Here is a 19,260-nt window from a genome sequence, read left to right on the forward strand (position 1 = left end):
GGTGCTCAGGGTGTAACTGGTGCAACCGGTGCTCAGGGTGTAACTGGTGCAACCGGTGCACAAGGTGTAACGGGTGCCACTGGTGCTACCGGAGCGACCGGTCCTCAAGGTCCCGCTGGTGTAAATGGAACTAATGGTATAAATGGTGCTACCGGTGCAACAGGTGCCACTGGTGCGACAGGTGCAACAGGACCAACTGGTGCAACTAATGGCTGGCTTTTAGTTGGTAATGCTGGTACTAGCCCAGCTTCGAATTTTATTGGGACCACAAATGCAGTTGATTTTGTTGCTAGAACCAACAATTTGGAGAGATTGAGAATTTTAAGTACTGGTAATGTAGGTATAGGAACCTCAACACCTAATTTCCCCTTAAAAGTAATTGGTACCGTTGCAAGTATAGGTTTATATGACTCTTCAGATGCTAGTGGTAATTCAAAAATCACTTTAGCATATCCTTCTGGTGGTACTGCTCAAATTGTTCCTCTTAATAGTTCTGACTTTGTATGGCAAGGTGGATGGACTAAAGCATTGCAAATGGCGGCCTATCATGAAATTATTTTTAATGGTGGCAGACAAAGTACTACTGTACCTGGCTTTATCACCGGTACAGGTTCTAACTATAATGTTAGAATTCAAAATTCAAATACTAATTCTATAGGACTATCTATAGAAGGACTGACTGGTCAAACTGGGAATTTACAACAATGGACAAAGGGTACTACAGTGCAGAGTGTAGTGAATAATAACGGTTATTTCGGTATATTGAATACTACCCCCGCATCACCATTAACTATTGGTAATACTGGGCAATTCCAAGTAAATAGTTCTGGTAATATTATTAGTTTAAATAATGTTACTACTAATTTCCCTGCTGCGCAGGGTGCCGCTAACTCAGTATTAACCAATGATGGTTCTGGTAACTTGACATGGGCTTTACCAACTTCACCCTTTGCTTGGAATTTAACCGGTAATGCAGGTACAACTCCGGGTACTAACTATATAGGAACTTCAGACTCTGCCTCACTAGTAATTAAAACAGGCGGTACAGAACAAATGCGAATAGTGGGTAGTGGTGTAAATGCGGGTAATGTAGGTATAGGGACAACTGCACCTCAAGCGAATTTAGATGTTAATGGTACTGCTAAAATAGGCACTTTAGGAACAGTCCTAAATGGTATTATAAGAACTACTATTACTATAAGCAGTAATACCCAAATTGATTATACGCAAACATTAACTATTAATGTAAGTATTCCAAATTATATAAATACTAATGCAAGTGTTATTATTAATCCAAGATTTGCATTACCAACTGGTATGGGTATTGCTTGGTCTAGGGTTGCTGCAAATGGTACTTTGACTATAGCTTTCACTAATACCGATGCAACGGCGAGAGCCATCGGAAATAATAGAACATTCGATGTTACTATTATTCAATAAAATACATCTAGTATAATTAATTTAATCAACCTGTTGAATTATTATCAGCAGGTTTTTTTATTTAGTTCATATCATTGCATAATGAAAAAATTATCCAATCTCACTTCCCAACAAACTATAATTTCAATGCTTTGCCCATCCGGCTATTTCCCTTTACAAAAAGCTGAAACTTGTATTCAAACGCTACAGCAATGGGGCTACGTGGTGCAGGTGGGGAAAACCATAGGTTTGCAAAACCATTATTTTGCCGGAACGGATGAAGAACGATTGCATGATTTGCAACAGGCATTGAATGACCCCCATATACAGGCTATATTTTGTGCCCGTGGCGGTTATGGCTTAAGTAGAATTATTGATCAGTTAGATTTTACTGCTTTTATACAACACCCTAAATGGGTAATAGGGTTCAGTGATATTACAATTTTACATGCACGCTTGCAACGGCTGGGTTTCCCTTCCTTACATGCCCCTATGGCCAATGCTTTTAATGATGGTGGGGTAGAAGGCGCCTCTGTACAATCCCTAAAAGCTGTTTTATCCGGTCAACCTATTCATTATTGCCTTGCGCCGCATGCTTTCAATCGCTTAGGTAATGTTACTGCGCCGTTGGTAGGGGGTAACTTAACCATTATTGCGCACTTAATTGGTAGTGCGGATAGTATAGATACTACGAATAAAATTTTAGTGATGGAAGATGTGGGCGAGTATTTGTACAATGTTGATCGTATGCTGATTCAATTAAAACGGGCTGGAATGCTGCAAAACCTGGCCGGCCTTTTAGTGGGTGGCTTTACCGATATGAAAGATACCACTATTCCTTTCGGGAAAACGGTTGAAGAAATTGTAAGGGAACATGTGGCTGAATATAATTATCCGGTGGCCTTTCATTTTCCAGTGAGTCATGGCGAGCCTAATTTGGCGGTTAAACTGGGAGTTTCCTATCATTTATCGGTTTGCGAAAATGAAGTAGTATTAAAAGAAATAACGGAATCAATGTAAGTTTTACTTTTTCATAAGGGCATTGCTATTCATTTCACTTTCTCACCAATGCTAAGGCATTCTTATTTTATCTAAATTTTGCCGCTAAAAATTTTCTATTAAAAATAATGGCAATCCAACTATTCCGACTGCGCTTTTAATATTGCTTTGTTTACATTTAATTATGAGGAACATCATATAGGAAATCCGTTACATTTCAATAGCTTTGTAAGTATATTTATACCATATGCGGATAACATTTGCCATTTTAATATTGTTCGGTATTTTGGTTGGTTGTCGTTCTAATAAAAACACTATTCATCCTACGCAACAAAACATTGTTGAAGCAGTATATGCTTCGGGAATCGTAAAGTCAAATAATCAATACCAGGCATTTGCAACGGTGACGGGATTAATAGATACTATTTATGTAACCGAAGGGCAACGTGTTAAAAAAGGGCAACCTATTTTACATATTAAAAATACCGCCCCTCGCTTAAGTACGGAAAATGCTGCTATTGCTGCTGAAAATGCATCAGTAGCAGCTAATGCGGCTCGCTTAAATGAAGCTAAAATTAATATTGCTACTACTAAAGCGCAGTTAGACAATGCTACTACGTTATTACAACGTCAACGCAATTTGTGGGCACAACAAATTGGTACTAAAAATGATTTAGATGCTCGTGAATTGGCTTATACCAATGCACTGCATGCCTGGCAAGCAGCACAATTGCAATACGATGATTTGAAAAAGCAAATTGATTTTGGCGCACAGCAAGCGAAAAAAAATTTGGCTATTGCGGGCACCAACGCCGGTGATTTTATTGTAAGAAGCGATGTAGATGGTATGGTTTATCAATTAAACAAAAAGAAAGGGGAGTTGGTAAGTCCTCAATCGGCTGTGGCATTGGTAGGTGAAGCAGGTGTTTTTTTGTTAGAATTACAAGTAGATGAACATGATATTGCCCGCATACAAAATGGTATGCAGGTATTGTACACCATGGATAGTTATAAAGACAAAGTGTTTGAAGCGAAAGTGGTTAAAATTTACCCTTCTATGGATGCACAAACCCGTACTTTTAAAGTTGATGCTATTTTAGTGCAATCACCGCCGGTATTGTATCCTAATTTAACCTTAGAGGCTAATATTGTTATTCGTCAACACAATAACGTTATAACCATACCTGCCAATTATTTGCTTCCCGGCGATTCTGTTTTGTTAGCCAATGGCAAAAAACAAAAAGTAGTAGTAGGAATACGTGATTATCAAAAAGTAGAAATTGTTTCCGGTATTTCTGCACAAGATGAATTAATGGAATAGCAGGTGTTTGTTACTTTCTTGATTAATTGTTGCATCATTCATGAAACCAAAATTACTTTTCAATATTGCCCAATCTTTACTCATGGCGCGCTGGCGGCAAACGTTAATTGCAGCAGTTGGAGTAACTTTTGGTATCACCATGTTTATTGCTTTATTAAGTTTTATGAGTGGGCTGAATGATTTACTTGATGGTTTAGTAGTGAATAGAACACCACATATTCGTTTATACAATGATATTCGTCCTCGTCAACACCAGGCCGTTACAAAATGGCCTGCCTATAAAAATGATTATCCCATTATCAGTTCCTTAAAATCAGGTAATGTTCGTCAAGAAATATACAATAGTGGCCCAATCATTCAAGCCTTGGAACAAAATAAGCAGGTATTGGGGGTGGCGCCTACCATTACTGCACAAGTTTTTTTTAATGATGGAACAGTAGCTATAAATGGAGTAATTAATGGTATTGATGTGGCTGCCGAGCGTAAACTTTTTTTCTTTGATGATTATATTGTTGCCGGGAAATCATCTGACTTAAATACCATACCCAATAGCATTATTTTAGGAAAAGCATTGGCAGAAAAATTAGTAGCCAATGTGGGCGATGTGGTACAAATAACGACCAGCACAGGAACCATATTTCAATTAAAAGTAGTAGGCTATTTTCAATCGGGTTTAAATGATTTTGATAAAGCACAGAGTTATGCATCTATTCAAACTACGCAGAAAATATTGGGTAAGTCCTCTTTGTATATCACAGATATACGCATCAAGTTGCATAATATTAATGAGGCGCCTGCTTTGGCTAAAACGTTTGGGCGCATTTACGGAGTGGATGCTGAAGATATTCAAACGGCTAACTCTCAATTTGAAACGGGCAGTTTTGTTCGAAGTTTAATTTCTTATGCGGTTGGTATTACTTTGTTAATTGTAGCAGGTTTTGGTATTTACAACATTTTAAATATGATGATTTATGAAAAAATGGATACGATTGCTATTATGAAAGCCATGGGCTTTTCCGGTCGCGATGTTAAAACCATTTTTTTAGTAATTGCAATAGGGATTGGTTTGTTTGGTGGCGGAACAGGTTTATTGGCCGGGTATGGTTTATCGGTTGTTATTAATCATATTCCTTTTCATACTGCTGCATTACCCACGGTAAAAACTTATCCTATTAATTACAATCCGTTGTTTTATATAATCGGTATTAGTTTTTCACTAATTACAACTTATTTGGCCGGATGGTTACCGGCACGTAAAGCCAGTAAAATTGACCCTGTTGTAATTATAAGAGGAAAATAATTTATGGAAACAATTTTAGAAGCAGTCAATATTGTAAAATATTTTTATGATCCGGTAAAAGTGAAAGTACTGGATGGCGTGAACTTTTCCATTGCAAAAGGCGACTTTGTTTCTATTGTGGGTAAATCGGGTTGCGGTAAGTCATCTTTAATGTATGTGCTTTCTACCATGGATACCGATTATGAAGGCGAAGTGAAAATTGATGGTGTTTCCATGCAGCGAAAAAAAGAAAAATATTTAGCCAAAATTCGGAATGAAAAAATAGGCTTTGTTTTTCAGTTTCATTATTTGCTGAATGAATTTACGGTGTTGCGCAATGTAATGTTACCCGGTTTAAAATTGAATCGATATTCTGAAAAAGAAGTTGAGGCCCGTGCTTATGAAAAATTGCAAACGCTGGGCATTGGTGAACTGGCACTGAAAAATGCCGCTCGATTATCGGGCGGTGAAAAACAACGGGTAGCCATTGCCCGTGCTTTAATTAATGACCCTGATATAATTATGGGTGATGAACCTACCGGAAATTTAGATAAAAAAAATAGTGAGTTGGTGTTTGATATATTTAAACAATTATCGCAGCAATTGAACCAAACCATGCTTATTGTAACACATGACCCTGATTTTGCCGCTAAAACCAATAGAATTATACGAATGGAAGATGGCAAAATTGTAGATGAACAACGCTAATGCATTGCTGTTATTAGTATATCTGTTCAATCTTATTTTTATTGAAATGATATAACAACTTCCCGCTTGACCATTCAATTGTTAAGCAGGCAAAACTTTAGAAAATTCCCGTAACCAGTTTTTGTAAAAAATATTTTCTACATCATTAGCAGAATATCCTCTTGCTACTAACAAATGTTTCAGTTGTTGTAAATCGGCAATGGTATTCAAATCATAAGGCGATTGTTCTGTACCGAATGCTCCATCTAAATCACTGCCAATACCCACATGTAAACTATTGCCCGATAATTGGCAAATATGATCAATGTGCGGAATGATAGCAGCTAAGTTGCATTGCATTGTTTTGGGATTGCTTTTTCCGCGTTCCCAACCGGGCACCATCATCCATGCATCGAAAGCCATACCAATTACACTATTTCGTTCAATTACTGATTGTATAACCTCATCGCTGATTTGTCGGTTGTGGGGTACTAATTTTCTACAGTTGTGATGTGAAGCCCAAATATTCCCTTTAAATAGTTGTAATGCATCGCCCATAGCATCATCACATAAATGGGTAATATCCAATGCTAATCCATGTTGTTGCATTATTTGCAGCAAGGCAATACCGTTGTGGTTTAAATGTCCGGTGGCATCGGTTCCGTTAGCATAACGCCCCGGACCATAATGCGCAGGACCTATTGCTCTTAAACCTTGTTGTTGTAAAATAATGGCATGTTCGGGTGTTATTAAGCTATCGGCACCCTCTAAACTTAGTATAACGCCAATTGGTTTATGCTCATTCAAAATACTATTATCATTCCAAATATCTATTTGCTGTTGCAATTGCAATTGTGTTTCTATTATGCGAATTTCACCTGCAGCTTCCATAGCTTTATACCAAGCCAATTGCCCCTGAATTTGCGCCCACGCCTGTTCAGCTGAAGACCAACCCGATAATATTTGGCCGGGAAGTTTTACCCTCGCAATTAAAGTAGCTACTACAATTCCTATATTTCCTGCACGTAATGCAGGAAAAGAAACAGTGCCATTGCCTCTATCAGGCTTATCCGTTAAGCCGGCTTCATTGCTTCGGATGGTAGCAACCGGAAGTCGTAAATCTCTGTTCCATTCCATGGCATTCATGCTCAGGTCTAAATGGGCGTCAATGAGTAACATAGCTTCGGTATTAAATATGAATGAATCTATCACGAGCAACTACTTTCCATGAGCCAACTACTTTATGGTTTTCTACCACTTGCAAAGTATTGTATAAGGCAACGGTAGGGCATATATGTATGGGTATAGCATACAATAGTGTGCCCGGTTGATAATGACTACTATCCGGAACTTTTACTACCATATGTTCTTCGCTTTGTCCTATGGGTTCTGCATTTGGGGCGTTTAAAAACTTTACCCGTGGCTGAGGATTTTCTGCAGCAACGGATTTATGTCCTAAATCGGTGGTAATAGTGGTATCATTAATAACAGAAATCACTCTGGTTATCAATACAGCAGCCCATTCAAATGGTTCTTCCGGCATGAGTTGTTGATAGCCGGCATCCCAAAAAATAAAAGTACCCGGACTGCATATAACGTTTTTCCTTTGTGCATGCGCTGCAAAAGTAGTAGAGCCACCGGCAATAATGCGAAATGTACGCTGGTATTGTTGCTGCAACACTTTTTGTAATTGTTCAACCGGCTCAAATGCCGCATCACTGGCTGCTTTCCTTTCGTCGGCTGATGGTTTTCTAATATGCCCATCATATACATGTAATCCAATAATTGAAAGGTTCGGTAGTTGCATGAGTTGATTGACCAATGCAGCAACTTTATTTACCTCAATTCCTGATCGATTCATGCCATTATTTACATCAATATAAACCTTAGCAGTTAAGTTGGCTGCTGCATGTGCATCGGCTAAAGCTTTTGCCGTAAGTTTATTATCGGTTAAGCAGGCAAATACAGCATTGGGATACCGTTGTTGAAGTGCTATCCAACGATTAATTTTAGGACCTACAGGCTGGTAGGCCAATAAAATATCTTTGGCACATACCTGTGCCAGCATTTCAGCTTCTGCAATAGTAGCACATTTAAATTGTGTAACACCTGCTTGCATTAGTGCTTGACAAACTTCAGGGGTTTTGTTGGTTTTGATGTGAGGCCTAAATCTTGACACATCACCCTCTAATCTGTTTATTGCAGTTTGAATGTTTTGTTCCATTCTGTCTTTAAAAATTAGTAAAGCCGGTGAATCAACCGTTTCTGCATTCGTAATCTCGAACCAACTCATATTATTTAATTAATAGGTAATGCCAATTTAAACATTGCTTCAATTTCAACAGGTATATTATCAGGTAGATTCGCCATACCCACAGCGCTTCGTACGCCAATGCCCGCATCGTTACCCCAAATTTCAGCAAACAATTCACTGCAACCATTAATGATATAAGGGTGTTGATGAAATTGGTTTGTTGCATTGACCATGCCCAGTATTTTAATTACACGTTCAATTTTATTTAATGAACCTAAATTGGCTCTTAAAGTAGCCAGTATAGCCAAACCCACCTGTCGGGCTGCGGCTTTACCTTCTTCAGCAGTTAATTGTTCCCCAATTCTGCCAATAATAAAATTCCCTTTACTGATTAATGGGCCATGACCTGAAACATATACATAATTACCATCTACTAAAAAAGGTTTATACACTCCTAAGGGTTCCGGTGGGGGTGGTAATGTTAATTGTAAGCGTGCAAAGTTTTCTTCGGGTGTCATACTTTTTTCTTTTAAAGGTAATGGGTTTATGTATTTTTTTGAAAGCAGTGTACATGTTTTTTTATTTGGTATATGAATGAAAGGAGCATAAAGAATAGGGCAAGAATAAAATTGAAAACCTACGTTAAAATATCATAGATTGAAACAATTTTTTGTATTTTTCCATCAATAAAATTGATGAACGATATGACTTTAGTACAGTTAGAGTATATAGTTGCTTTAGATACTTTTCGTCATTTTTCCTCAGCTGCAGCTGCATGTTTTGTAACGCAACCCACTTTGAGTATGCAAATTCAAAAATTAGAAGAGGAATTAGGCATAAAAATTTTTGATAGGAGTAAACAACCTGTTTTGCCTACGGAATATGGGGTGAATATTATAGAACAAGCCAGAAAAATATTGGCGCAACGTGATTTGTTGTTAGAAATGGTAGATGAAAAAAAAGGTATTATACACGGCGAATTGAAAATAGGAATTATTCCAACCTTAGCACCTTATTTATTGCCTTTATTCATTCATGCTTTTACAAAAAAATATCCTGATGTTCGGTTGCAAATTAGTGAGTTTACCACAGATCAAATAGTGCAAAAATTAAAAGAAGGCAGTTTAGATGCCGGTATTTTAGTGACACCTTTAAACGATGCCGGTATTAAAGAGGAGCCTTTGTTTTATGAAGAGATGCTTGCTTATGTATCTAAAAACAATGAAGTGTTTAAAAAAACATATGTTTTACCAAAAGATATTGATCCGTGTAAGCTTTGGTTGCTGGAAGAAGGGCATTGCTTTCGTTCACAAATTTTAAATCTTTGTGAATTACGTAAAGCAACTTCAGAAGGAGGTCATTTTGAATATGAGGCCGGTAGTTTGGAAACCTTACGCCGTATGGTTGATTTATATGATGGAATTACTATATTACCCGAATTGGCTACATTAGATATGACCGCTAAACAGCAAGCCTGTTTAAGGTATTTTAAAAGTCCGGCACCTGTTAGAGAAGTTAGTTTAGTAACACACCGAAATTTTGTAAAAAGGCGTTTGATAGAAGTGCTGAAACAACAAATAGAATTAGCCATTCCGGATAAAATAAAGCAAAACAAAAAAACAAAAGTGGTGCCCATTTAACTTAATCTGTAAAAACTTACCGTATTATTGCGGAATTAAAATGGTCGGTTCATTCCACTTAAATATACTATCATGAAGTTGTTTTTTATACGTTACACGAAATTGTTATTTATTTGGTTGCAATTGCATCGCATACTGGGTTGGTTAAGTGGATTTTTTGCCAATATGTATTATCTCACTTTGTTTTCAAAATGGGCCTATGAAAACAGGAAAGTACTTTATAATGATTTTCCTTGTAAATGGGATTATCAACGCAGATTAAAAATGTATGAATGGGTGATACAACAGGAGAGGCTTGACGTAAACCCAATTAATTATTTGGAATTTGGTGTGGCTTGGGGCGAATCATTTAAATGGTGGTTACAAAAAAACAATCATGCTGAAAGTACATTTTATGGATTTGACACCTTTGACGGGTTGCCTGAAGATTGGGGCCCTTTCAAAAAAGGTGCATTCAGCAGCAACCAGGCTTTGCCTGATATTGGTAATGATAATCGGGCACAATTTTTAAAAGGATTGTTTCAACAAACACTTCCCGGATTTGTAAAAGAGTTTAATAACAATAAACGCAATGTAATTATGATGGATGCTGATTTGTTTTCAGCAACTTTATATACATTAACCACATTGGCCCCTTATTTAAAAAAAGGTGACATTATTTTCTTTGATGAATTTGTTGTGCCTACCCATGAGTTTAAAGCTTATCAGGATTTCATTCAATCGTACTATTGCAATTTACAATTAATTGCAGCCGCTAATAATTATTACTTTGTTGCGTTCAAAGTAATATAATTAATGTTTGCCGGTAAGCATGAAACTTAATATAATTATTGTACTCGTTTTAAGTTTAAACTAGAGTAGGGCGCAACTATTAGCGGAAATTTTTCAACAGTTACAAAACCGGGATCCAAACCAAAGCCGCGTTCTTCACTCAATGAAATTTCTTTCAACCAAAAATACATTTTCATAATAATGCGTTCTATAAAAGGCAATTCATTGTCAGAGCTAAGGTATTTTTCCAATACAATGAATTGAAAGTCACCTGCTATATTATTTTTCTCCAAACTTGCATAACGGCTGGTAATATCTACTTCTTTATTAGCAACCAAATCTTGCACTACTTTTTTAAACATTACATGTATGCGTTGTTCTACTCTAAAACCTAATCTGAATTCTACTCTAATAATATCATCGGCCATTATGTGTTCAACACTATATTCTGAGGTATAAGGGTCATCCAATACATCAACATGTATTAACCAATAGGTATCGGCACGTTTGGGTTTTTTGTTTAAAATGGAGTAAATGATTTTATGCTCAATTTCTTTTGGGTTATTGGCACTTGTCATATACACCAAATGAGAAGCATATTTGGGTATGGATTCATCTTGGCTCAATTCTTTCAATAAAGGAATGTAATGTTGTAAGCGAACAAATTCAACATAACGGTTTTTAATCTTTCTACTTCTAAACCAAATGTACATTACTGAAAATAATCCGCCTCCTACTAACAAGGTAATGTAACCGCCATGTGGAAATTTTTCTAAGTTGGCAATTAAAAAAGATATTTCAATGGTAAGATAAACGACAAGGTATAAATATATCCATAACGGGAATACCCTATGACTCACCAAGTAGTTTGCAAATAAAATGGATGTGCTAATCATGCACATGGTAATGGCCAATCCATAAGCCGCTTCCATGTTCGACGATTTCTGAAAAATAAGCACAATGCCGGTGCAACCAATAAACAGTAATAGGTTAACACCGGGTATATATAATTGTCCTTTTTCTTCAGAAGGATAATTAATTTTCATTTTGGGCCATAAATTCAGGCGTAATGCTTCACTAATCAAGGTGAATGAACCTGATATTAGCGCCTGGCTGGCAATAATGGCAGCAACAGTGGCAATGATAATGCCTGCTAATTTAAACCATTGCGGCATTACACCATAAAATGGATTAAAACCACCGTCAATCATTTCAGATGTAATTAAACCATGATTGTGTTTAGCTAACAACCACGCTCCCTGACCTAAGTAATTAAGAATTAAACAAATTTTTACGAAAATCCAAGATATATGAATATTCTTCTTGCCACAATGTCCTAAATCACTGTACAAGGCTTCGGCACCGGTTGTACACAGGAAGATGGCACCCAATATCCAAAAACCCTTAGGATAAATTGTTAATAGTTCTATGGCATAATGCGGACTGAAAGCACGAAAAATTGAAATGTCATCGAGCAAATGGCTTGATCCAATTACAGCCAACATACTGAACCAAATAAACATAATCGGCCCAAAAAATCGGCCAATAAAATTGGTGCCGAACTGTTGAACAAAAAACAATAATGTAAGAATTGCAAGAACTATATAAACGATAATCGGATCGCCTTCCTGAATACTAAGTCCCGGCAATTGTCGCAAACCCTCAATAGCTGAAGTAATGGAAATAGGCGGCGTAATTATTCCATCGGCTAATAAAGCTGCCCCACCCACCATTGCCGGAAATACCAACCATTTTCTTCTGCGACGTACCAAAGCAAACAAACTGAATATTCCACCTTCGCCTTTATTATCGGCTTGTAAGGTTAAGATTACATATTTTACAGTGGTTTGCAAGGTTAATGTCCATATAATACAGGATAGACTTCCTATAATTAATAGGTCATTAATAGGTCGGTCTCTAATTACCGAATTCAATACGTACAATGGTGAGGTACCTATGTCGCCGTAAATTATACCTAAAGCAATTAACAAACTGGCCGGCGTTACTTTACTAAGGGATTTGTTCACAGTAAATAATTGCGTAAAAAAATATTAACAAATGTATAGTAAAATTATTTTGCCAAAAGGTATCTGTATAAGAAAACCTGAAATCTTTTTCACTATTTCTTTACAGGGTTCGCTTAATTTTGTAAAGACTGCAAATTTGTATTAACATTATTCTTATTAAACGAACGTATAGTTGTATAAAACAATAAGTATGAAATTAAAGCATTGTTTATTTCTTGGAATTACTTTGTTTATATGTGTGGCAGTAAATGCACAATCCATTACCTACTCAGCACCCGATAGGGATGATGCTCGCAATATGAATTTTGAAGTGCTGGGAAAACTACAAGGCAATTTTTTAATCTATAAAAATTATCGGAATATACATACCATTAGCGTATATGATGATAACATGAAGTTGATTGAAAAAAATAGAATAGAGGGGTTGCCGGATAAATTGTTCAATGCCGATTTTATTACCTATCCCAATTATGCCTACATGTTTTATCAATACCAAAAAAAGAATATTGTGTATTGTATGGCGCAAAAAATTGATGCAAGGGGCAAACAAGTAGGGCAACCTTTAGAATTAGATACTACTGTATTAGCTTTTAATGCCAGCAATAAAATTTATTCATCAGCATACAGTGAAAATAAGCAGCGTATTACATTTTTTAAAATAAACACTAAAAGCGACAAACAATATGTAGTTACAACTTTATTGTATAACCCTGATTTAACATTATTACACAAAAGTGTTTTAAATATTGATATGCCTGAAAAAAACGATTATCTAACAGGCTTTGAGTTAGATAATGATGGTAATTTGGCTTTTTTACGGGCATGGGGTTCTTCTCAAAACGATAATATTACCGGTCTTGAATTTTATTTTAAACCTGCGCTTGAAAATTCTGTTGTTACCACACCGCTAAATACCAAAAGCTTGTTTTTAGATGATATGCATGTGAAATTTGACAATGAAAATCATCACTGCTTAATTACAGGTTTTTTTGCTAAACAAAGGCGGGGTAATGTTGAAGGACTTTATAATTGTATTTGGGATGAAATACAACAAAAAATTATGCACAACAGCATTCTTACCTTCCCCGATGAGCTAAGAGCGGATGCCAGAGGTGAAAGTGGTATGCGAACTGCATTTAACAACTATTATATTCACAACATTATTATGCGTAAAGATGGCGGGTATATTTTAGCTGCAGAATCGGCTTACTCTTCTTCACGAGGAAATCCTTATAACCGTTGGGATTATATGTACGGTTCACCGTTTTTTAATCCTTACAACTATTATTATGGCTACGGTTATGGAATGGGCTTAATGGGTTCCTATTTTTATCCTTGGTCGTTCGGCAATCCCATGTATAATATGAATCGTTTTTATGCGGATAATATTATGGTGTTGTCTTTTAATCCCGGCGACTCATTAGAATGGAGCAATGTTATTCATAAATCGCAGTTTGATGATAACACGGATGCCTTTATTGGATATGGTTTAATGAATTCAGGCGATCAATTGCATTTTTTATTTAATTCGGTAGAAAGAAGGCAGCTATTATTAACTGATCAGAGCATAACACCCGATGGCCAAATCATTCGCAATCCATTGTTTAAAAATTTAGATAGAGGCTACCAGTTTATGCCTCGTCAGGGAAAGCAAACAGGTTTGCGGCAAATGATTATACCTTGTCAATATCGCGGATACATTACTTTTGCTAAAGTTGTGATATAACTTTAAAGCAAGTAATGTGGTTCAATTATTCCGAAATAAATCATATAGTGGCATTGTATTATTAGCATTATTGTTTTTGGTAGTGCATGCTAATTTTTTTGTGCATGCGCCCGAAATAACTAAACCAACACACAGTGGTTTTTTTGAAGTAATCATTCAACAATATATTCAACCCTTACCTGATATTGCTTTATTCTTAATATATGCATTATTGGTACTTTTTCAAGCTATTCGTTTTAATATAGCTTTGAATAATGCGCACATGTTTCAACAACAGGGCTATACTACCGGAATGGCTTATATACTTTTAACCGGTTTATTGCCACAATGGAATTATATAAGTGCTGCTTTACTGGTAAATAGTTTTATTATTTGGATTTTTGTTAAGCTAATTCGTTTGTACAATAATCCATCACCCAAAACTTTGTTGTTTAATATTGGATTTATTACCGGTGCAGTAATTTTATGTTACCATCCAACCGTAATTTTCATATTGGTAATATTTTTTGCTTTGTTGGTGGTACGTCCATTTCGATTGGCAGAATGGTTGGTATTATTACTTGGTGTTATTTTGCCATATTATTTTACTGCAGCAATTTTGTTTATTACCAATCAAACCAATTTAATTAAAGGGATTTTACCGCATTTTCAAATTGCCTGGCCATTGCCTTTTCCCACTTATTGGTTCAGTATTACTATTGCCTATGCCGTTCTTTTGTTGCTTTTATCATTTTATTATTGGCAGTTGCATGTAAACCGAATGGTCATTCAAATTAGAAAAAATTGGATGATAGTACTGGTTTTTTTGCTGGTAATTTTAATTAGTCCCTTTGTATTTGCTTATGCAGGTCTCACCGCTGCATTTATTTGGATTATTCCTTTGTCAGCATTTTTCGCCAATTATTTTTTGTATCCAAGTAAAACATTTTTGCCCAATTTGTTTTTTTGGGCAGCATTGGCACTTGTTTTTTACAATAATTGGTTCATTAGCAAAATTTAGCGTGGTTTTAGCTATGGCATTTGTAAATTTGCATTAATTGGAAATTGTGTAACATTTGTTAATGTGTGTTGTGTAAAAAAAATAATTAATTATATAAATATATTATATGAAGTTTGGTGTTGTAGTATTTCCGGGATCGAATTGTGATAGAGATATGCAAGACGCATTACAGAATGACCTAAACAAGGAAGTAATAATGCTATGGCATAAAGACAGGGATTTAAGCATGTTTACAACAGATGATTGCATTGTTTTACCGGGTGGTTTCTCCTATGGTGATTATTTGCGTTGTGGTGCTATTGCTCGATTTAGTAATATGATGGAAAGTGTTATTGAATTTGCGCAAAGGGGTGGAAAGGTACTGGGGGTATGTAATGGTTTTCAAATTTTGTGTGAAAGCGGTTTGCTGCCCGGTGTTTTATTGCAGAATATCCATCAGAAGTACGTTTGCAAAAATGTAAATATTACAAATGGAAAAGAAGTTTTTACCATTCCCATTGCGCATGGCGACGGGCGATATTACGCCTCTAATGAGGTTTTAGAGGAATTACAAGCAAATAATCAAATTCTTTTTCAGTATTGTGATGAAGCAGGAAATATAGTTGCAGATGCTAACCCGAATGGTGCATTGCAGAATATTGCCGGTATTAAGAACAAAGCCGGTAACGTATTTGGTATGATGCCTCACCCCGAAAGGGCAAGTTCGCCGCTTTTGGGCAATGAAGATGGAAAAAAAATATTTGCTTTATTAGGCCTCACTGCCTAACAAATTAATATCTAAAGTGTTAATAAATTCAAATTTTAAAAAGAAGCTATGAAAAAAATTGTTTTTGCATTTGCTTTAATGTTCTTTTTTTCTTACATACATGCACAAATAAAAGATCCTGTAAGTTGGAAATATGAGGCTGTTAAGAAAAGTGGTGATACTTATGAGTTAGTAATAACTGCCACTGTTGAAAAACCTTGGCACATTTATTCGCAAAACACAGGTGCCGGTGGACCCGTTCCTACCAACTTTACATTTAAGAAAAATCCATTGGTTGATTTTAGCGGGAAGACACAAGAAGTGGGAAAGCTTCAAAAAACCTACGACAATAATTTTAAAACCAATGTATTGTATTATTCCGGTCAAGTAGTTTTTAAACAACTGGTAAAAGTAAAAGGTAATGTAAAAACCAATGTTTCCGGTGTTGTAGAATACATGGTATGTGATGATCAACAATGTTTGCCACCCACCAAAAAAAGTTTTGAGATAAAACTCTAATGTCTCAAAAGTTTTCACTTAAGATTTCATCTAAATTGATATCATCATACATTAAAAATTTATTTCCTGCTTTTGTACCATTAAAATTAATTGCATGAAGTTTCTTTTTACAACGCTAATAACTATATTATTGGGTGTGTCTTCACTTCATGCACAGAACTCGGTTAGTGTGCAAATTCAAGCTGAGCGATTAACCGATACTTCCGGTATTTTAAAAATACAATTGAAAAGTACAGACAGCACAGCTTTTTTTGCTGCTGAGCAAACAGCCAATAATAATCCATTTACGGCACAATTACATTTAAGCGGAATTGATTCGCAAATGGTTGTTTTGAATAAAGTAAAAACATTGGGTACACCCATTTTTCAAAAAGATGCAACGGGCAACTCATTGACGCTGTATATGGATAGTGTTACTTTTATTTATCCATTGCATCTTACAAAAGACAGTACAACATTAAAAGGCAGTTTTGTATGGCTGGGCAAAAAGGGCGATGATTATCCCAGTAATGAGGAAAAAGTAAAAGTCATTATACCTGCAGCAAACGGTAACACTTTAACTGATAATGGAAGTGATGGAAAATCACAATCATTATGGTCAATTTTTTTATTAACTTTTGGTGCCGGCTTATTAGCTATCATTACCCCATGCGTATTTCCTTTAATACCGGTAACGGTTAGTTTCTTCCTAAAGCGCAGTAAATCGAGAGCGGAAGGGGTTCGTAATGCCGTGTGGTATTCTATTTCAATTATCGCCATTTATACCATACCTACTTTATTGTTAACCCTAATTTTTGGCGATACTATTTTATATACTATTTCCACAGCTGCCATTACTAACTTATTCTTCTTTGCTATATTCATTGTATTTGCTATATCTTTTTTTGGCGCTTTTGAACTGAATTTACCCAGCAGTTGGGCCAATAAAGCCGACCAAAAAGCAGGCAAAGGCGGCTTAATCGGAATATTTTTTATGGCATTAACCTTGGTAATTGTCTCTTTTTCTTGCACCGGACCAATTGTAGGTACCTTATTGGGGCAAACCAGTACAAAAGGTGTAGGTATTGCGCCGGTATTGGGTATGTTGGGTTTTGGGGTAGGGTTGGCATTACCTTTTTCATTGTTTGCTTTTTTCCCTTCTATGTTGTCTGCATTACCCAAAAGTGGCGGATGGTTAAACTCGGTAAAAGTAGTATTTGGTTTTATTGAATTAGCATTAGCATTAAAGTTTTTATCAAATGTTGATTTAATTTATCACTGGCATTTATTGAACAGGGACGTTTTTTTGGTACTTTGGATTGTTGTTTTCTTTTTAATGGGGATGTATTTATTGGGTAAATTGAAATTTTCCCACGATAGCGACCTGCCATACCTAACGGTACCCCGTTTGTTTTTTGCCATCATTACATTCTCATTTGCGTTATACTTGGTACCCGGTTTATGGGGTGCATCTTTGCAACCCTTAAGTGGTTTTATTCCACCGGCTACTACGCAGGACTTTAATTTAGACAATCTGAAATATAAAATTGATGACTTGAAAGGCGCTTCCTTTCATTCGTCTAATTCGGATGGAGCTAAAGCATTACCGCCTCAAAAATATACTGATCGTTTAGAAGTACCTTTTGGGTTAACAGCTTATTTTGATTTAGATGAAGGAATGGCTGCTGCTAAAATTTTGAAAAAACCCATCATGCTCGATTTCACAGGCCATTCTTGCCCCAATTGCAGAAAAATGGAAGAGCAGGTTTGGAAGAATCCTGAAGTGTTAGATAGAATTAAAAACAATTTTGTGTTGGTGAGTCTTTATGTTGATGAAAGCACTGAGTTGCCTTTAAACGAACAGGTTACTTTGCCCAATGGCGCTAAACTTACTACGGTAGGTGAGAAAAATCTAAACTATGAGGTTACCAAATTTGGGTTAAATGCTCAACCATTATATATGTTTTTAGATTTAAATGGCGAGCCGCTAAGTAATATCAAATATGGATATGACCCTGATGTTACTAAATTTATTCAACACTTAGATGCCGTAAAAGAAGCATTCGAAAAAAAGATGCAATAATCAATCAGCTATAATACAATTTGGTTTTCTACCATCATTTTCCTCAAATTAATTAAGCCATAACGCATCCTTCCAAGTGAAGTGTTAATGCTGGTATTGGTAATTTTGGCAATTTCTTTAAAGCTCATATCAGCAAAATGCCTAAGCACAATTACTTCCCTTTGTTCATCGGGAAGACAGCTTAACATTAAATGCAGTTTTTGCCGGGTTTGTTGTTGTACTATACGGGTATCGGCACTTTCGTTGGTAAGATTTAATAAATCAAATACATCTTTATCATCACTGCTAATGATTGAGTTGCGTTTAATTTTTCTAAAATAGTCAACACATAAGTTATGGGCTATACGCAAAGCCCATTGAATAAATTTACCCTCTTCATTGTATCGATTACTGCGCAGTGTATCAATTATTTTAATAAACACTTCCTGAAAAAGATCTTCCGTTAAATATTTATCTTTCACCATAAACAATATGGAAGTAAATATCTTCTCTTTATGCCGGTTTATCAATAGTTCTAAAGCTGCTTGATTCCCCGCCTGAAACGAGTGTATTAAATCATTGTCGGGCAAATGTTGTAACGATTTCATAAGAGGTTTGTTAAAGGTTTTATTTAAAAAATAATCATTGGATTTTTATGGTTAAAAATGTATTATTTTTTAAATATATTTTGGTTTTAGGGTGTTTTATTTCTTTACATTTATTAAATGCCAATTTAGTTTTGATGTTTGCAAAAGGCTATTCAATTATGCTTAATAATTTGAAATTAAATAACCTATTTTTTTTTACAAACATTTATGGTTAATGTTGAAAA

General features: G+C 35.8%; 16 protein-coding genes and 1 pseudogene. 12 read left to right on the plus strand and 5 right to left on the minus strand.

Features of this window, described 5'->3' with window-relative positions:
* From LX80_RS14675 to LX80_RS13360, 5 genes and pseudogenes are all read left to right on the plus strand, one after another.
* Positions 1-1,440: pseudogene (locus LX80_RS14675) on the plus strand (hypothetical protein); the annotation flags it as partial.
* 81 nt (positions 1,441-1,521) lie between these two features.
* Positions 1,522-2,439, plus strand: a complete 918-nt coding sequence (locus LX80_RS13345; RefSeq protein ID WP_111297157.1) for a S66 peptidase family protein — start codon at positions 1,522-1,524, stop codon at positions 2,437-2,439.
* A 226-nt stretch (positions 2,440-2,665) separates the two neighbouring features.
* Positions 2,666-3,739: an efflux RND transporter periplasmic adaptor subunit gene (locus LX80_RS13350; RefSeq protein ID WP_111297158.1), complete on the plus strand. Its 1,074-nt coding sequence runs from the start codon at positions 2,666-2,668 to the stop codon at positions 3,737-3,739.
* Positions 3,740-3,779: 40 nt separating this feature from the next.
* On the plus strand, positions 3,780-5,039 hold the full coding sequence (locus tag LX80_RS13355; protein WP_111297159.1) for an ABC transporter permease: 1,260 nt from the start codon (positions 3,780-3,782) through the stop codon (positions 5,037-5,039).
* A 3-nt stretch (positions 5,040-5,042) separates the two neighbouring features.
* The gene (locus LX80_RS13360; protein ID WP_111297160.1) at positions 5,043-5,726 is read left to right on the plus strand and encodes an ABC transporter ATP-binding protein; all 684 of its coding nucleotides are present in this window, start codon (positions 5,043-5,045) and stop codon (positions 5,724-5,726) included.
* A gap of 81 nt (positions 5,727-5,807) precedes the next feature.
* On the opposite strand, the gene LX80_RS13365 is transcribed toward LX80_RS13360, so the two are convergent.
* From LX80_RS13365 to LX80_RS13375, 3 genes are read right to left on the minus strand one after another with little or no spacing between them, the layout of a single operon-like run.
* Positions 5,808-6,917 carry a dipeptidase gene (locus tag LX80_RS13365; protein WP_245898064.1) on the minus strand — a complete coding sequence of 370 codons (1,110 nt, stop codon included), beginning with the start codon at positions 6,915-6,917 and terminating at the stop codon, positions 5,808-5,810.
* Positions 6,895-7,998 carry a D-TA family PLP-dependent enzyme gene (locus LX80_RS13370; protein WP_111297161.1) on the minus strand — a complete coding sequence of 368 codons (1,104 nt, stop codon included), beginning with the start codon at positions 7,996-7,998 and terminating at the stop codon, positions 6,895-6,897. Before LX80_RS13370 ends, LX80_RS13365 begins: the two co-directional genes overlap by 23 nt.
* Before the next feature lie 5 nt (positions 7,999-8,003).
* Complete coding sequence (locus LX80_RS13375) at positions 8,004-8,477, minus strand: RidA family protein (RefSeq protein WP_111297162.1); 474 nt, start codon at positions 8,475-8,477, stop codon at positions 8,004-8,006.
* 186 nt (positions 8,478-8,663) lie between these two features.
* On the opposite strand from LX80_RS13375, the gene LX80_RS13380 reads away from it, so the two are divergent.
* Positions 8,664-9,599: a hydrogen peroxide-inducible genes activator gene (locus LX80_RS13380; protein WP_111297204.1), complete on the plus strand. Its 936-nt coding sequence runs from the start codon at positions 8,664-8,666 to the stop codon at positions 9,597-9,599.
* A gap of 72 nt (positions 9,600-9,671) precedes the next feature.
* On the plus strand, positions 9,672-10,391 hold the full coding sequence (locus tag LX80_RS13385; protein WP_111297163.1) for a class I SAM-dependent methyltransferase: 720 nt from the start codon (positions 9,672-9,674) through the stop codon (positions 10,389-10,391).
* 35 nt (positions 10,392-10,426) lie between these two features.
* Here the strand turns inward: LX80_RS13385 and LX80_RS13390 are convergent, their stop codons facing one another.
* A complete protein-coding gene (locus tag LX80_RS13390) occupies positions 10,427-12,397 on the minus strand; it encodes a KUP/HAK/KT family potassium transporter (protein WP_111297164.1) in 1,971 nt (656 codons plus the stop codon).
* A gap of 190 nt (positions 12,398-12,587) precedes the next feature.
* On the opposite strand from LX80_RS13390, the gene LX80_RS13395 reads away from it, so the two are divergent.
* The 5 genes from LX80_RS13395 to LX80_RS13415 all read left to right on the plus strand — a co-directional run bounded on the left by LX80_RS13395 (position 12,588) and on the right by LX80_RS13415 (position 18,449).
* The gene (locus LX80_RS13395) at positions 12,588-14,123 is read left to right on the plus strand and encodes a hypothetical protein (protein WP_111297165.1); all 1,536 of its coding nucleotides are present in this window, start codon (positions 12,588-12,590) and stop codon (positions 14,121-14,123) included.
* 16 nt (positions 14,124-14,139) lie between these two features.
* Complete coding sequence (locus LX80_RS13400) at positions 14,140-15,123, plus strand: DUF6427 family protein (RefSeq protein ID WP_111297166.1); 984 nt, start codon at positions 14,140-14,142, stop codon at positions 15,121-15,123.
* A 106-nt stretch (positions 15,124-15,229) separates the two neighbouring features.
* Positions 15,230-15,889, plus strand: a complete 660-nt coding sequence (purQ, locus tag LX80_RS13405; protein WP_111297167.1) for a phosphoribosylformylglycinamidine synthase subunit PurQ — start codon at positions 15,230-15,232, stop codon at positions 15,887-15,889.
* A 48-nt stretch (positions 15,890-15,937) separates the two neighbouring features.
* The gene (locus tag LX80_RS13410; RefSeq protein WP_111297168.1) at positions 15,938-16,387 is read left to right on the plus strand and encodes a protein-disulfide reductase DsbD domain-containing protein; all 450 of its coding nucleotides are present in this window, start codon (positions 15,938-15,940) and stop codon (positions 16,385-16,387) included.
* Positions 16,388-16,481: 94 nt separating this feature from the next.
* On the plus strand, positions 16,482-18,449 hold the full coding sequence (locus LX80_RS13415; protein WP_111297169.1) for a protein-disulfide reductase DsbD family protein: 1,968 nt from the start codon (positions 16,482-16,484) through the stop codon (positions 18,447-18,449).
* An 8-nt stretch (positions 18,450-18,457) separates the two neighbouring features.
* On the opposite strand, the gene LX80_RS13420 is transcribed toward LX80_RS13415, so the two are convergent.
* Positions 18,458-19,036, minus strand: coding sequence for a sigma-70 family RNA polymerase sigma factor (locus LX80_RS13420; protein ID WP_111297170.1), 579 nt, complete (start codon positions 19,034-19,036; stop codon positions 18,458-18,460).
* Positions 19,037-19,260 lie beyond the last annotated feature (224 nt).

This window comes from Hydrotalea sandarakina (assembly GCF_003254115.1).
Lineage (GTDB): Bacteria > Bacteroidota > Bacteroidia > Chitinophagales > Chitinophagaceae > Hydrotalea > Hydrotalea sandarakina.